This window comes from Pseudomonas sp. 9.3L, assembly GCF_058536285.1.
Genome location: NZ_JBZUBK010000001.1, coordinates 3,887,907 through 3,902,183, shown reverse-complemented (window position 1 = coordinate 3,902,183; position 14,277 = coordinate 3,887,907). Strand labels below are relative to the sequence as shown.

The window sequence follows — 14,277 nt, the reverse complement described above, 5'->3', positions numbered from 1 at the left end:
CCCACGGTTGCACCTGCTCGGCAATCAGTGGCTACCTCTGGGAGCGCGGCACGTGTGTGCTCTTGGCGCCCGAGCGCGCCCGCACCAGGCCCACGATCATCGGCAGGAAGGATAGCGCCACGATCGCTAGCACTAGCAGGGTAAGGTTGTGCTGGATGAAGGGCACGTTGCCGAAGAAGTACCCCAGTGTCACCAGGCTGCCCACCCAGGCAATGCTGCCCATCAGGCTAAAGCCCAGGAAGCGCGGGTAGGGCATGTGCGCCACGCCTGCCACGAAGGGGGCGAACGTGCGAATGATGGGCAGGAAGCGGGCCAGCGTGACCGTTTTACCGCCGTGGCGGTTGTAGAACGCATGGGTGCGGTCCAGGTAGTCTCGGCGAAATACCCTGGAATCGGGATTGGAGAAGAGTTTTTCGCCCAGGGTGCGGCCCACGATGTAGTTGGTGGTGTCGCCCAGGACAGCTGCAGTCATTAACAGGCCCGCCAGCAGGAAAGGGTCCATGCCACCCCCAGCCGCGACGGCACCGGCAATGAACAGCAAAGAATCCCCCGGTAGGAACGGCATCACCACCAAGCCGGTTTCGCAGAAGATCACCGCGAACAGGATCAGGTAGATCCAGCTGCCGTAGTGGGTTACCAACTGGTTCAGGTAAACGTCCAGGTGGAGAATAAGGTCCAGCGGGTTGAAATCCATATACACCTGCGTGTGCGGCCAGAACGCCAAAAAAGCGGGCAGTATACGGGCCTGGGTGGGCCAGTAACAGGCACCCTGGAACAGGGTAGTGCCCCGGGCTGCGTGCCCCGGGCCGCCAGCAAGCTGGGCTGCTACAAAGCGTTATAGCGACCGAGCCCAACAGAGGGTGAGGCCCGGCCGGCCTGCTACGGCGTAGGGTTAGAAAAAGCCTAGCGGGTTGATGTCATAGCTCACCAGCAGGTTTTTGGTCTGCTGGTAATGGTCGAGCATCATTTTGTGGGTTTCGCGCCCTACGCCTGATTTCTTGTAGCCACCGAAGGCGGCATGTGCCGGGTACAGGTGGTAGCAGTTGGTCCACACGCGACCAGCCTTGATAGCGCGGCCCATGCGGTAGGCGCGGTTGATGTCGCGCGTCCATAAGCCGGCGCCTAGCCCAAACTCGGTGTCGTTGGCGATGGCCAGCGCTTCGGCTTCATCCTTGAAGGTGGTCACGCTCACCACAGGGCCAAAGATCTCCTCCTGGAACACCCGCATGCGGTTGTTGCCCTTGAGCAGGGTGGGCTGGATGTAATAACCCGTTGCCAGGTCGCCCTCCAGCTTCTCTACATGGCCGCCTGTCAGCAGCTCGGCGCCTTCGTCCTTGGCGATTTGCAGGTAGGAGAGGATCTTGTCGAACTGCTGCTCGGACGCCTGCGCACCCACCATGGTCTCGGTGTCCAGCGGGTCGCCGCGCTTGATTTGTTCAATCTTCTTCATCACCTCGGCCATGAACGCGTCGTAGATGGATTCCTGTACCAGCACGCGCGATGGGCAGGTGCACACTTCGCCTTGGTTAAAGAACGCCAGTACCACGCCCTCGGCGGCCTTTTCGATGAACGCAGGCTCGGCCTGCATGATGTCTTCGAAGAAGATGTTCGGGGACTTGCCACCCAACTCCACCGTGCTGGGAATGATGTTCTCCGCCGCACACTTCATGATGTGCGAGCCCACCGGGGTAGAGCCGGTGAAGGCGATCTTGGCAATCCGCTTGCTGGTGGCCAGGGCTTCGCCGGCTTCTTTGCCGTACCCTTGCACCACGTTGAGGACGCCGGGGGGCAGCAGGTCGCCAATCAGCTCCATCAGCACCGAGATCCCTAGCGGCGTTTGCTCGGCGGGCTTGAGTACCACGCAGTTACCCGCGGCCAGGGCAGGGGCGAGTTTCCAGGCGGCCATGAGAATGGGGAAGTTCCACGGGATGATCTGCCCCACCACGCCTAGCGGCTCATGGATGTGGTACGCCACGGTGTTGCCGTCAATCTCAGCCGCGCTGCCTTCCTGGGCACGCAGGGCGCCGGCGAAGTAGCGGAAGTGGTCAGCAGCCAGGGGAATGTCCGCGTTCAAGGTTTCACGCACCGCCTTGCCGTTGTCCCACGTCTCGGTAATCGCCAGCAGTTCGAGGTTTTGCTCGATGCGGTCGGCAATTTTCAGCAGCACTAGCGAGCGGGCCTGCACAGAGGTTGCACCCCAGCCATCAGCGGCCGCGTGGGCAGCGTCCAGTGCTTTTTCGATGTCTTCGGCGCTGGAGCGGGGAAATTCAGCAATAGGCTGCCCGTTCACGGGTGAAGTGTTGGTGAAGTACTGGCCGTTGACGGGCTCTACGAAACGGCCACCGATATAGTTGCCGTAGCGTGCCTTGAACGAAACCGTCGCGTCTTCGGTGCCGGGGTGTGCGTATCGCATAAAGTGTCTCCATGGGTCTTATTGTGTGGGAGGAGCCTCTCTAGCGTAGAGCAAACCGCTGCCCGCGGCATTCTCCTCTATGGCGCCGCTGCGGCAGCCCGAAGGCCCGGTGCGCAAGACGCACCGCAAAGCTGGCCGCACCCGCTCAGCTTGCGGGTGAAATTCTTCGTGGCCTGGGCTACCCTGCCTCGACGTTTTTCGAGGTCCACCATGCATATCCACATTCTCGGCATTTGCGGCACCTTCATGGGCTCGCTGGCAGTGCTCGCCAAGGCGCTGGGGCACCGGGTCACCGGCTCCGACGCCAACGTCTACCCGCCCATGAGCACGCAGTTGCAAGCCCAGGGCATCGAGCTCACCCAAGGCTACGACCCTGCGCAATTGAGCCCCGCCCCGGACTTGGTCGTGATTGGCAACGCGCTGTCCCGCGGCAACCCCGCCGTGGAGTATGTGCTCAACCAAGGCGTGCCCTACGTGTCTGGCCCCCAGTGGCTGGCCGATCATGTACTGCAAGGCCGTTGGGTGCTAGCGGTGGCTGGTACTCACGGTAAAACCACTACTAGCAGCATGCTTGCCTGGGTGCTGGAACACGCTGGCATGGCGCCGGGCTTTCTGATCGGTGGCATTCCGCAGAATTTCGACGTATCCGCGCGGCTTGGTGATACCCCGTTCTTCGTAGTGGAAGCGGACGAATACGACAGCGCCTTTTTCGACAAGCGCTCCAAGTTCGTTCATTACCGCCCGCGTACGGCGATCCTGAACAACCTTGAATTCGACCACGCCGATATCTTCCCGGACCTCGCCGCCATCGAGCGTCAGTTCCATCACTTGGTGCGTACCATCCCCAGTGAAGGGCTGATCGTTCACCCCACCGCCGAAACCGCCTTGGCAAAGGTCGTCGAGATGGGCTGCTGGACGCCGGTACAGACCACGGGGGAGGGCGGTCAATGGCACGCTCGCTTGCTGAGCGAAGACGGCTCGCGGTTTGAAGTGCTCTTCGAAGGCCAGGTGCAAGGCGTGGTGGCCTGGCCGCTCACCGGCCAGCATAACGTGGCCAACGCCTTGGCGTGCCTTGCGGCGGCGCGGCATGTGGGCGTCGTACCTGCCATGGGGATCGAAGGCCTGTGCCACTTCCGTAACGTGAAGCGGCGCATGGAAGTGGTAGCCGACGTAAATGGCATTACCCTGTACGACGATTTCGCTCACCACCCGACCGCCATCGCCACCACCCTGGACGGCTTGCGCAAGCGCGTGGGCAGCGCACAGGTGATCGCGGTGATCGAGCCGCGCTCCAATTCCATGAAGCTGGGTGCCCACCGCGACGGGCTGCCGGGCAGTGTGAGCCAGGCAGACCAGGTTATCTGGTATGCCCCGCCTAACCTGGGGTGGGATTTGGCCAGCATTGTGGCGCCTGGTCAGGTGCCCACGCTGGTGGCCGATAGCCTGGACGCAATCATCGCCAAGGTGAAGGCCGAGGCCGCGCCGGGGGCTCATGTGGTGATCATGAGCAATGGCGGCTTCGGCGGCTTGCACGGCAAACTGGCGGAGGCACTGCAATGACCGGCCCGGAACGCATTACCCTGGCAATGACTGGCGCGTCTGGTGCGCAATATGGTCTGCGCTTGCTGGACTGCCTGGTGCGTGAAGACCGCGAAGTGCATTTTTTGATTTCCAAGGCCGCGCAGCTGGTACTGGCCACCGAAACAGACGTCACCTTGCCCGCCAAGCCTCAGGCGATGCAGGCGTTCCTGACCGAGTACACCGGGGCCAGCGCCGGCCAGGTGCGGGTCTATGGCAAGGAAGACTGGATGTCTCCGGTCGCGTCGGGGTCAGGCGCGCCAGCGGCCATGGTGGTGGTGCCGTGCTCTACCGGCACCCTCTCGGCCATTGCCACGGGCGCCTGCAACAACCTGATCGAGCGCGCGGCGGACGTTACTTTGAAGGAGCGCCGCCCGCTCATCCTGGTGCCACGGGAGGCGCCTTATTCCACGTTGCACCTGGAGAACATGCTGAAGCTGTCGCGCATGGGTGTGGTGATTGTGCCAGCGTCGCCGGGGTTCTATCACCAGCCGCAGACCATCGACGACCTGGTGGACTTCGTGGTTGCGCGGATTCTCAACCTCTTGGACATCCCTCAGGACATGCTGCCGCGCTGGGGTGAGTACCACGTGAGCAACGATGAGTAGCGCCCGGCGGATGTTGGTGCTGGTGGGGGCCTTGGCCTTTACCGGGGCCAGTGGCTGCGCCAGCGTTAAAACCCTGGATGCTGCCAAGGCCGGAGCGCCGCTGATTTATTCAGGCACGCGCCTGGATTGGTACGCGTTGCAGGGCGGTTGCTGCCCCGTGGACCACTTTGGCACCGAGGCCCCCGCCTGGCCCGCAGCAGACCTGCCCGCCAGCGCCTTACTCGACACGCTACTGCTGCCCTTTGCATTGCTGGCGAGCGTGGGCATTGGCTATCAAGCCCATGGCGGGCTGTAGCGCGCCTGCAAACCTGGGTGTGGAGCTCAGCGCCCCAGTTTGCGTAGCTCGTCGGACTCTACTACCCGTACCCCTTCGCCTTCTTCCAGGGCCAGCCGCCACAACGCCCAGGCCAACTGGCAGGCCTCTATGCCGTGGTACTTGCCGGGAATCAACTTCGACAGCGGCGCAGCAATCTGTTCGGCCAGGCGCGGCTCCGCGCGGGCGCCTATCAGGATGGAGGGCCGTGCCAGGGTGAGTTGTGGCCAGCCCTGTTCACGCAAGGCCTGCTCCATCTCGCCTTTGACCCGGCTGTAAAACACTGATGATGCAGGGTCGGCGTCTATGGCGCTGATCACCAGCAGGTGGCGCGCGCCCAAGGCTCGGGCCCGCTGTGCGAAGGCCAGCACCAGGTCATGGTCGATGGCCCTGAAGGCGTCTTGAGAGCCCGCCTGCTTGATCGTTGTGCCCAGGCAACAGAAGGCGATGTCCACAGGCCCTTCGAGGTGGGGCAGCAGCCCCCCAAGTTCGCCCATGGGGTTCTCCAGCCGGGCATGTTCGGCCAGTGCGCGGCGGGTAGGGGCTAGCACTCGGCTGACCGTCGGCTCATTCAGCAGGCGGTCCAGCAAATGCTCGCCGGTGAGCCCCGTGGCGCCTGCCAATAGAATGCGTTGTGGTGTCAGGTACATCGTGCGTCCCTCCTGGCCCTCAATGGCTACGTGCCGTTTGCTTGTTGGCCCCTTGGCCAGCGTTACCGCTGTGCAGTGCATCGCTTGCTTGTTGCCGGCGCAAGCGGTGCCAGTGTTTCAACACACCCTTCGGGGCCCACATCTGAGGCTGCGAAGGTTCGAAATTTTCAGCCTGCTCGCGTTGCGCCACGATGGTGGTGGCCTGCGCGAATGCCATCTGCAAATCATCAGTAGTGGTCAGCGCTTGGGCAAACAGCGCATCACCGAAGTAGGTGAAGTCCGCCTCTTCCGAGCAGCCGAACGACACACGGTCTGGGCGCGACGCGGTAATCACCAAGGTACGCTCATTTTTCAGCGGTTCGATGAATCCGCCCGAATAACAGGCCGACACCACCACGATTTTGTCTCGGTCCTTGAGGGGCGCCAGCAGCGTAGCCATGTCCTGGGCCGACAGGTCGCCCAGCTGTAACCTAGGTTGTTCAAGCACCACTTCATGCTCCGGCGTGCCATGGCTGGTGAGGTAAATGAACACCAGGTCCTCCGGGCCGCTGCGTTTGGCTAGTGTGTCGATGGCCCGCGCAAAGGTCTCGCGTGTGGCCATCACGCGGTCTGTAAAGTGATCGCGATGATTGACGAGGGTAATGCCGCCCACCGCGCCAAAGCGGGTGGCGAGCAAGTCGCTGACATAATCGGCCTCGCGCATGAACACACTCTGCTCGCCGTCTCCACCCAGCGTAAGGCTATAGAGTTCAACGGCAGGCGTGGAGTTCGGCACCCCTTTCAAGGCCTTCTCGAGCAGGGCCCCTTGGGCCAACAGCCCTTGTTCGAGCGGGTCTGGCAGGGCGCGATCGTGCTCGTCGCGAACGCGGCGCCCATCCAGCCAGTAACCGGCCTGTCGGCTGCCATCCGCTAGGGTCAAGGTGCCTTTGCCCTGGTACGCATCGTTGATGAACCCACCTATATACAGGCTGCCGTCGGCTGAAGACAGCTGCCCCTCACCGTAGAAGTGCCAGTCTACGAAGTCGCCCTGATAATGGCTGCCGTCGTTGGCGAACAGGTCACCGGGGCCGTTGGGCGCGCCTTCCTTGAACTGGCCGATCCACACATCCCCGGCCTGGGTCTCATAGCGGCCATGACCATCGAGGCGGCCGTGGCGGAATTCACCCATGTATTTGTCGCCGTCACCGTTGCTGAACGTACCGCGGCCTTCCAGTTGGCCATCCACGAAGTGACCGCTGAACTGATTGCCATCGGCGTCCGTGCGCACGCCTTCACCATTGGGCTGGCCGTGATCGAAGTCACCTTGGTAGCTGCTGCCATCATCCAGGTCGAGGTGGCCGGCCCCGGCGTATTGGTCATTGACGAAGCCGCCCCGGTAGCTGCGCCCTGGCTCCTTGAGCAAGCCTTCACCTTCTCGCTTGCCGCGCTTGAAACCCCCGGTATAGGTAGTGCTGCCCACGGTCATGGTGCCTTGGCCGTCGAACAGGCCTTGGAGGAAGTCGCCTCGGTACACTTCGCCATTGGCGCCGTGCCACTCGCCACTGCCGCCCCACTGGCCGTCTTTGAAGGTGCCGACGTACCAGCTGCCATTGGGGTAATCCACGCGGCCCTGGCCTTGCAGCAACCCGTCCACCACCTTGCCGTGATACTGGCCACCGTCCGGCAACCGCGCGTCGGCGGGCAGCAAGGGTTTGCCTTCGCCGCACGCGGCAAGGAGCAGACACAAGGCAAGTGGAGCAAGTAAGCGCATGGCAAGGTCCGGGCAATCAAGGCGCCGAGTATGCCGTACAAACTCGCGCGGGATACAGCCTTGGACGGTCGCTTCGCGCAGCCTGTCACATGCTCGGCCCAACACAAGCCTGGCTCACGCACTTGACAGGGCTATAATACGCGCCGGTTCGCAGCTCCACGGGCCACGTGCACCCAAAAACGCTGAGCGATGGAGGCAGCGAATGTTATTGAAAGGGTTAACCTGGCTGATCGTGTTTCAACTGATTGGCACAGGCATCCACACGTTATGCCTGCCTATTCTTCCCGGCCCGGTCATAGGGTTGCTGGGCATGTTGGGTTGGCTGATCTACAACGGCGAAGTGCCCGAATCGGTTGAGATGGCGGCCTCGAGCCTCTTGCGCTACCTGCCTCTGCTGCTGGTGCCACCCGCCGCTGGGGTAATGGTGTATGCCGCGCTGATCGCGCAGCACGTTTGGGCGATCGTTGGTGCGCTCATGTTGTCAGCCATCGCCTCGGTTGCACTGGCAGGGTGGCTGATGAACCGGCTTATGGCCCGTCGCCTCAAGCAGAGCGGGGTGGATAATGCTTGATTGGCAGGGCGCTGTGGGCGCCATCATCCATCATCCTTTGTTCGGAATTGGCGTCACCTTGGCGGCATACCAAGTGGCTGCTGCCCTCTATGAGCGCTCCCGGTTGGTATTTTTGCAGCCCGTGCTGGTCTCCATGCTCCTGGTGATCGGTGTGCTGGTCGTATGTGGCGTAAGCTACCCCGAATACCGGCATGGCACTGAAATGCTCGCCACCTTGCTGGGGCCGGCCACCGTGGCGCTGGCCGTGCCGCTTTACTTGAACCTGCGCCGTATTCGCCAGCTGTTATGGCCTACGGTGGTCACCTTGGTGGTGGGTGGAGTGTTTGCCACAGGCTCAGGGATAGTACTGGGCTGGTGCTTTGGCGCCGACCATGAAACCCTCATGACCATGGCGCCAAAATCGGTAACCTCACCCATCGCCATGCTGGTGGCCGGGCAGTTGGGCGGTGTGCCTGCCCTGGCCGCTGTATTCGTGCTGGCTACCGGGGTAATCGGCGGTATCCTGGGGCCAGGTATCCTGGGGCTGCTCAAAGTGCAGGCACCTGAGGCCCGAGGGATCGCGCTGGGTATCACGGCCCACGCCGTTGGTACGTCCGTTGCGTTGCAGGAAGGGGAAGCCTGTGGCGGGTTCGCGGCGCTGGGCATGAGCTTGATGGGTGTGGCAACTGCGGTATTCCTGCCGTTGGCGGTGAGCCTGTTCGTATGAGGAAAGCCTGATGAAACTGCCGTTATTTCCACTCAACACCGTGCTGTTTCCTGGCTGCGTTCTTGACCTGCAGCTGTTTGAAGCACGCTACCTGGACATGATCGGCCGCTGCATGAAGCAAGGTGAAGGCTTCGGCATCGTCTGCATCCTGGAAGGCAGTGAGGTAGGTGAAGCCGCTACCTCACACGCAAGCCTGGGCTGTGAAGCGAAGGTGCTGGATTTCGAACAGCAGAATAACGGCCTGCTGGGCATCCGCATCGAAGGAAGGCGCCGCTTCGAGGTAGAGCGCGTAGAGGTGCAGCCCGACCAACTGATCGTCGCCGAGGTAACGTGGCTGGAGTCGCCGCCGGATACGCCCCTGCAAGACGACGACGCCGATTTGCTGGCCCTGCTGTCTGCGCTGGCGGAGCACCCCATGGTGGCAGGCCTTGGCATGGGCGACGCACCCGCCGGGCGCAGTGCCCTGGCAGATCGCCTGGCTTACTTATTGCCGTTTGAAAACCGGGACAAGATCGCGATGCTTGGAATCGACGACCCGGCCGCCCGCCTGGAGGCTATCCACGCGCTGTTGGAGCGCATGCAGGGTGAGCTTCAAGGTTAGGCCGAGGCCTGCACGCTCATGCCTGGCCTCAATAGGCATAGCGGGTGAGGGCGTTGGCCATGTCATGCCATGTGAGCCAGCCGAGCAGCAGTACACAGGGTATTAGCACCAAGGCCCATGTACGCAACCTCAAGGGCTCTAGCTTATGAACGCGCAGGGTAATCGCCAGGCCTGCAGTGCAGACGAACACCGCGAGTAGGGCCCCTGCCAATACGTCGGTGGGCCAGTGCGCACCCAGGTACACCCTTGACGACGCAATGGCCAGGGCGGGGATGCAGCCCATGAATATCCAGGCCATGCGCATGCGCGGCGGCTGACCCCGGCTGGCCAGTATCGCCAGCACCAGAAAGAACGCGAACGACGCAGAGCTGTGGCCGCTGGGCATGCTGTAGGTGGTAAGCGGCGTGCTTAGTACCTCGGGGCGGGTACGGGCGAACAGCCACTTGAGCGAGCCGTTGCCCAAAGCGGTACACAGCAGTACACCGCAGGCGAACAGCGCGTGGCGCCATTGCCGGGCGACCAGCAGCATCACCGTAAGCACCACCGCAGCCAGTAACTGGGTGCGGAAATCCCCTAGCCGGGTAACCGCTACCACGATAGGGTCCAGCGCCTGGCTGCGGTGTTCCTGTACCAGGGTCATCACCCCTTGGTCGAAGTGCGCCAAATAGGGCCAGCCCAGAAAGACCGCCATCAACGCCACGAAACTGGCAGTGCTGGTGAGCAGAGTGGCACTGGAGTGGCGCCGCACGTTGCTGTTGATAGCCAGGGCGATCAGGCCTACGAGGCCAACGGCGACCACTGCCGTCTGCGGCCAGAACCCTGGCGGCAATGGCAGGCGCACCGCAGCCCCGGTCATCCAGCCTGGCAGCAGGTACGCCACTGACCAGCCGGCAGCGGCCAGCAAGCTGACCAGAATAAACCTGGGCAGGGGCATTTCCAGCATGCCCGCCACCATTGGTAGCATGGGGCGTAGAGGCCCGATAAAGCGCCCTACCAACAGGCTTGCTATGCCATACCGCTGGATAAAACCCTCAGCCCCGGTGAGCCATTGGGGGTGGGTACGCAGCAGGGGCAAGCCGCGGATGTTTTGCTGCAAGCCCCGGCCGATGGCATAGGAAATGCCGTCGCCCAATAGCCCACCCGCGTAACCCAGTAATAGGGTGTCCCCAAGGCTCAAAGCGCCACCCCCGGCCAGCACCGCCACAGCAAACAACGCCACGGTACCTGGTACGATCAGCCCGGCAATGGCCAAGCACTCCACGCACGCGACAAGGAAGACGGTGGCGCCCAGCCACTGTGGGTTGGCAGCGAGCCATTGGTTCATTTCGCCCAGCCAGGCATGCATGGTCAGTTTCCTTGGGTCAGCAGGTAATAGTCGCGCCCTTCGACCTGGCCCCGACGTAGCGGATTGCGGGTACAAAAGCGAGCATACTCAGCATCGACAAAGCGGTACGGCAAATGTTCGTCGCGCCCGATGGGAATGCCCAGGCGTGTCGTCTGAATAACTGTTTTCACTGCGTTGCCTACGTCTTCGACGTAAAGCCCCTCAGGGTCGAACCGCTGCGCATTCCACCTCGCCACCTTGAGCCCCAAGGCACGACACAGCAGCGTCTGGCCAGCGCACAAGCGCGCCGGTGGGCGCGGCTGGCCTTTGGCGTCGGGGTTGTTGAGGGTCATGCGGGCCAGGGCGTTTTCGTCACTGAGTGTGTCTACCCAAGGGAAGCCTGACTTGATCAGCACGGCATTGCCGGGGCCCTGGGCGCTGAGGTTCAGGGAATCCCCGCCGCGTGCGTAGTACATATAGATGTGCCCACCGTCCAGGAACATGGCGCGCCGGCTTTCGGTGTAGCCTAGCGAGGAATGGCTACCTTTTTCGCGCTGGTAGTAAGCTTCGGTCTCGATGATGCGGGCAGCGAGCCACTGCTCGCCCTGGCGATGACGAATGACCTTGCCCAATAGGTCGCGTGCCACCTGCTGGGCATCGCGATCGAAAAAGGAATCTGGCAGGGGAGTGGTGGCTGGCAGGTTGCCCATTCGTGTAGCCCTCTGAATCAAAGGCGAATCATAGCAAGTGCCAGGGTAGGGTTTCAGCGTGCCATTGGCGCTTGTTTGTAACCATCTGCCCGTCACCGCTGTTAGTCGTTACCCGTCACGGCTATAATCAGCGGCTTTCCTCTTTTCCAAGCCGTGGAATCATGACTGAGCCAGTCCTCGACTACATGCACCGCCTCGGGCACGCCGCGCGCGAGGCCGCGCGGGTGATCGCGCGGGCCAGCACCAGCCTCAAGAACCAGGCATTGCTGGCCACCGCCGATGCGCTGGACGCTGCTCGCGAGGCGCTGGCAGCGGCCAACCAGCTCGACCTCACCCATGCCCGCGCCAACGGCCTGGCACCGGCGTTGCTCGATCGCCTGGCGCTTACCCCTGAGCGCATAAACGGCATGATCGCTGGCCTGCGCCAGGTCGCGGCCTTGCCCGATCCCGTCGGTGCCATTCGTGACATGAGCTTCCGGCCTTCGGGCATTCAGGTTGGCAAGATGCGCGTGCCGCTGGGCGTGGTAGGGATCATCTACGAATCCCGACCAAACGTGACCATTGATGCAGCCAGCCTGTGCCTGAAGTCCGGCAATGCCACTATCCTGCGCGGCGGGTCTGAGGCCATCCACTCCAACCGTGCGATTGCCGCGTGTATCGGCCAAGGCCTCCAGGCCGCCGGCCTGCCCGCCACCGTCGTGCAGGTCGTGGACACCACCGACCGCGCCGCCGTAGGTGCGCTCATCACCATGCCCGAGTACGTGGACATCATTGTTCCCCGTGGCGGCCGTGGCCTGATCGAGCGCATAAGCCGAGACGCGCGGGTACCGGTGATCAAGCACCTCGATGGCATTTGTCATGTGTACGTGTCGGCCCAGGCTGACCTGGCCAAGGCCCAGCGCATCGCGTTGAATGCCAAGACGTACCGCTATGGCATCTGCGGCGCCATGGAAACCCTGCTGGTAGATGCTGCAGTCGGTTCGGCGTTTCTGCCGCCGATGGCGGCCCAGTTCCAGGAAAAAGGCGTTGAGTTGCGTGGCTGCGAGCGCACGCGTCAGTTCATAAGCGCGGTACCTGCCACCGAAGACGACTGGCACACCGAATACCTCGCGCCTGTGCTGTCCATTCGGGTGGTGGATGGGCTAGATAACGCCATCGATCACATCAACCGGTACGGTTCGCACCATACCGATGCCATCGTCAGCGAGCACCAGGGCGAGGCGCGGCGTTTTCTTGCAGAGGTGGATTCCGCCTCGGTCATGCTCAACGCGCCTACCTGCTTTGCCGACGGCTTCGAATACGGGCTGGGCGCAGAGATCGGCATTTCTACCGATAAGCTGCATGCTCGCGGGCCGGTAGGTCTCGAAGGCCTTACTTGTGAAAAATACGTCGTGGTGGGTGATGGCCACCTGCGCGGCGAGTCGAGCGGTCATTGAGCGTTGAAACCCAGGCGCCGTTGAAGGCTTCGATGTCTGCGCCCCAACGCATCGGCCTACTGGGTGGCACATTCGATCCTGTGCACATCGGCCACCTGCGCAGCGCGCTCGAAGTGGCAGACATGCTCGGCCTCGACGAGCTACGCCTGGTGCCCAATGCCCGCCCGCCGCACCGGGGCCAACCCCAGGTCAACCCCGAGCAGCGGCTGTCCATGGTCGAGCAGGCCGTGCAAGGGGTACTGCCCCTACGGGTCGATGGTCGAGAGCTGCTGCGTGAGCGACCGTCCTGGACCATCGACACCCTTGAAGCCGTGCGGGCCGAATTGGATGACGGGGATCAACTGTTTTTGCTATTGGGCTGGGATGCTTTTTGCGGGCTGCCTACCTGGCATCGCTGGCAAGAGTTGCTCACGTACTGCCACATCACGGTGCTGCAACGGCCGGATGCCGACAGCGAGCCGCCCGATGCCCTGCGTAACCTGTTGGCCGCTCGCGCGGTCAGCGCCCCCGCCGCCCTTCAAGGGCCGGCGGGGCAGATTGCTTTCGTATGGCAGACACCCCTGGCGGTGTCCGCTACCCAGATCCGCCAGCTGCTGGCCAGCGGCAAGTCGGTTCGTTACTTGGTGCCGGACGCAGTATTGGCCTATATCGAGGCACACGGGCTTTACCGTGATGCCAATTGACCGGGCCGTCGCGGACTATCCCGCGCCCCGACTACACGAGTTGATGAGTTTTATATGAAGAAGCATTCAATGAAGAGCGAAGAACTGGTCCAGCTGGCAACGGCTGCCCTGGAAGACATCAAGGCCCAGGACATCCTCAGCATCGACGTGAAAGACAAAACCAGCATCACGGACTTCATGTTGATCGCTACCGGTACCTCCAACCGCCACGTCAACTCGATGGTCGAGCACGTGCGCGAGAAGGTCAAGGCACAGGGTGTGCAGCCCCTGAGTGAAGAAGGCAAGGGCGACAGCGACTGGGTACTGCTAGACCTGGGCGACGTGGTGGTGCATGTGATGACGTCTGCCGCTCGCCAGTTCTATGACCTGGAGCGCTTGTGGCAAGGTGCCGAGCAGAGCCGCGCCCAGCATGCGCCGGATTACACGAATTTCGACCCGCACACGCCCGAATAAGGGCCGTCATGCGTTTGCGTCTGATCGCCGTTGGTTCTCGAATGCCCAAGTGGGTAGAAGAGGGCTGGCAGGAGTATGCCCGCCGCTTGCCCGCCGAGCTGCCACTGGAGTTGGTCGAAATCCCCCTCAATACACGGGGAAAGAACGCCGATGTGGCGCGCTTGATGCGCCAGGAGGGCGAGGCCATGCTGGCCAAGGTTCAGCCGGGCGAGCGCGTGGTCACCCTTGAGGTGCACGGCAAGCCCTGGAGTACCGAGCAGTTGGCTACCGAGCTTGAGCGTTGGCGGCTCGATGCGCGCACGGTTAACTTCATGGTAGGCGGGCCGGAAGGCCTGGCGCCTGAGGTGTGCGCCCGAGCGGATCAACGCTGGTCACTGTCGGCGCTCACGTTGCCGCATCCACTGGTGCGCATCCTGATTGGCGAGCAGGTCTATCGGGCATGGACGGTATTGTCCGGCCATCCCTACCATAAATAAGCCTT

Annotated in this window: 16 protein-coding genes; 10 read left to right on the top strand and 6 right to left on the bottom strand. The window is 62.6% G+C overall.

Annotated elements, in window-relative coordinates; translation table 11 throughout:
• Positions 1–31: 31 nt before the first annotated feature.
• Complete coding sequence (locus AC4LE2_RS18030; RefSeq protein WP_491827138.1) at positions 32–694, bottom strand: DedA family protein; 663 nt, start codon at positions 692–694, stop codon at positions 32–34.
• Positions 695–892: 198 nt separating this feature from the next.
• The gene (exaC, locus tag AC4LE2_RS18025) at positions 893–2,413 is read right to left on the bottom strand and encodes an acetaldehyde dehydrogenase ExaC (RefSeq protein ID WP_491827136.1); all 1,521 of its coding nucleotides are present in this window, start codon (positions 2,411–2,413) and stop codon (positions 893–895) included.
• A gap of 210 nt (positions 2,414–2,623) precedes the next feature.
• Between exaC and mpl the strand changes: the two genes are divergently transcribed.
• Genes mpl through AC4LE2_RS18010 form a run of 3 tightly spaced genes read left to right on the top strand, consistent with a single transcriptional unit; the run spans position 2,624 to position 4,894 of the window.
• The gene (gene mpl / locus AC4LE2_RS18020) at positions 2,624–3,973 is read left to right on the top strand and encodes a UDP-N-acetylmuramate:L-alanyl-gamma-D-glutamyl-meso-diaminopimelate ligase (protein WP_491827134.1); all 1,350 of its coding nucleotides are present in this window, start codon (positions 2,624–2,626) and stop codon (positions 3,971–3,973) included.
• Complete coding sequence (gene ubiX / locus AC4LE2_RS18015; RefSeq protein WP_491827132.1) at positions 3,970–4,599, top strand: flavin prenyltransferase UbiX; 630 nt, start codon at positions 3,970–3,972, stop codon at positions 4,597–4,599. The genes mpl and ubiX overlap by 4 nt, the downstream gene beginning before the upstream one ends.
• Entirely contained in the window at positions 4,592–4,894 is a 303-nt protein-coding gene (locus AC4LE2_RS18010) for a YceK/YidQ family lipoprotein (protein ID WP_491827131.1), read from the top strand. Before ubiX ends, AC4LE2_RS18010 begins: the two co-directional genes overlap by 8 nt.
• 26 nt (positions 4,895–4,920) lie before the next feature.
• Here the strand turns inward: AC4LE2_RS18010 and AC4LE2_RS18005 are convergent, their stop codons facing one another.
• The gene (locus tag AC4LE2_RS18005) at positions 4,921–5,562 is read right to left on the bottom strand and encodes an oxidoreductase (protein ID WP_491827129.1); all 642 of its coding nucleotides are present in this window, start codon (positions 5,560–5,562) and stop codon (positions 4,921–4,923) included.
• Between the two features lie 19 nt (positions 5,563–5,581).
• Entirely contained in the window at positions 5,582–7,312 is a 1,731-nt protein-coding gene (locus AC4LE2_RS18000) for a C13 family peptidase (protein ID WP_491827127.1), read from the bottom strand.
• A 202-nt stretch (positions 7,313–7,514) separates the two neighbouring features.
• On the opposite strand from AC4LE2_RS18000, the gene AC4LE2_RS17995 reads away from it, so the two are divergent.
• From AC4LE2_RS17995 to AC4LE2_RS17985, 3 genes are read left to right on the top strand one after another with little or no spacing between them, the layout of a single operon-like run.
• Positions 7,515–7,883 (top strand): CidA/LrgA family protein, encoded by a 369-nt coding sequence (locus tag AC4LE2_RS17995; protein ID WP_491827125.1) that lies wholly within the window; start codon positions 7,515–7,517, stop codon positions 7,881–7,883.
• On the top strand, positions 7,873–8,589 hold the full coding sequence (locus tag AC4LE2_RS17990; protein ID WP_491828174.1) for an LrgB family protein: 717 nt from the start codon (positions 7,873–7,875) through the stop codon (positions 8,587–8,589). Before AC4LE2_RS17995 ends, AC4LE2_RS17990 begins: the two co-directional genes overlap by 11 nt.
• A gap of 10 nt (positions 8,590–8,599) precedes the next feature.
• Positions 8,600–9,190: an LON peptidase substrate-binding domain-containing protein gene (locus AC4LE2_RS17985; RefSeq protein WP_491827123.1), complete on the top strand. Its 591-nt coding sequence runs from the start codon at positions 8,600–8,602 to the stop codon at positions 9,188–9,190.
• 28 nt (positions 9,191–9,218) lie between these two features.
• On the opposite strand, the gene AC4LE2_RS17980 is transcribed toward AC4LE2_RS17985, so the two are convergent.
• On the bottom strand, positions 9,219–10,535 hold the full coding sequence (locus AC4LE2_RS17980; protein ID WP_491827121.1) for a bifunctional DedA family/phosphatase PAP2 family protein: 1,317 nt from the start codon (positions 10,533–10,535) through the stop codon (positions 9,219–9,221).
• Between the two features lie 2 nt (positions 10,536–10,537).
• A complete protein-coding gene (locus AC4LE2_RS17975; RefSeq protein ID WP_491827119.1) occupies positions 10,538–11,224 on the bottom strand; it encodes a DNA-3-methyladenine glycosylase in 687 nt (228 codons plus the stop codon).
• A 161-nt stretch (positions 11,225–11,385) separates the two neighbouring features.
• Between AC4LE2_RS17975 and AC4LE2_RS17970 the strand changes: the two genes are divergently transcribed.
• Genes AC4LE2_RS17970 through rlmH form a run of 4 tightly spaced genes read left to right on the top strand, consistent with a single transcriptional unit; the run spans position 11,386 to position 14,272 of the window.
• A complete protein-coding gene (locus AC4LE2_RS17970) occupies positions 11,386–12,660 on the top strand; it encodes a glutamate-5-semialdehyde dehydrogenase (protein ID WP_491827118.1) in 1,275 nt (424 codons plus the stop codon).
• Between the two features lie 32 nt (positions 12,661–12,692).
• Positions 12,693–13,343, top strand: coding sequence for a nicotinate-nucleotide adenylyltransferase (gene nadD, locus AC4LE2_RS17965; RefSeq protein WP_491828173.1), 651 nt, complete (start codon positions 12,693–12,695; stop codon positions 13,341–13,343).
• Between the two features lie 54 nt (positions 13,344–13,397).
• Positions 13,398–13,796: a ribosome silencing factor gene (gene rsfS / locus AC4LE2_RS17960; RefSeq protein WP_491827117.1), complete on the top strand. Its 399-nt coding sequence runs from the start codon at positions 13,398–13,400 to the stop codon at positions 13,794–13,796.
• A gap of 8 nt (positions 13,797–13,804) precedes the next feature.
• Positions 13,805–14,272, top strand: a complete 468-nt coding sequence (rlmH, locus tag AC4LE2_RS17955; RefSeq protein WP_491827116.1) for a 23S rRNA (pseudouridine(1915)-N(3))-methyltransferase RlmH — start codon at positions 13,805–13,807, stop codon at positions 14,270–14,272.
• Positions 14,273–14,277 lie beyond the last annotated feature (5 nt).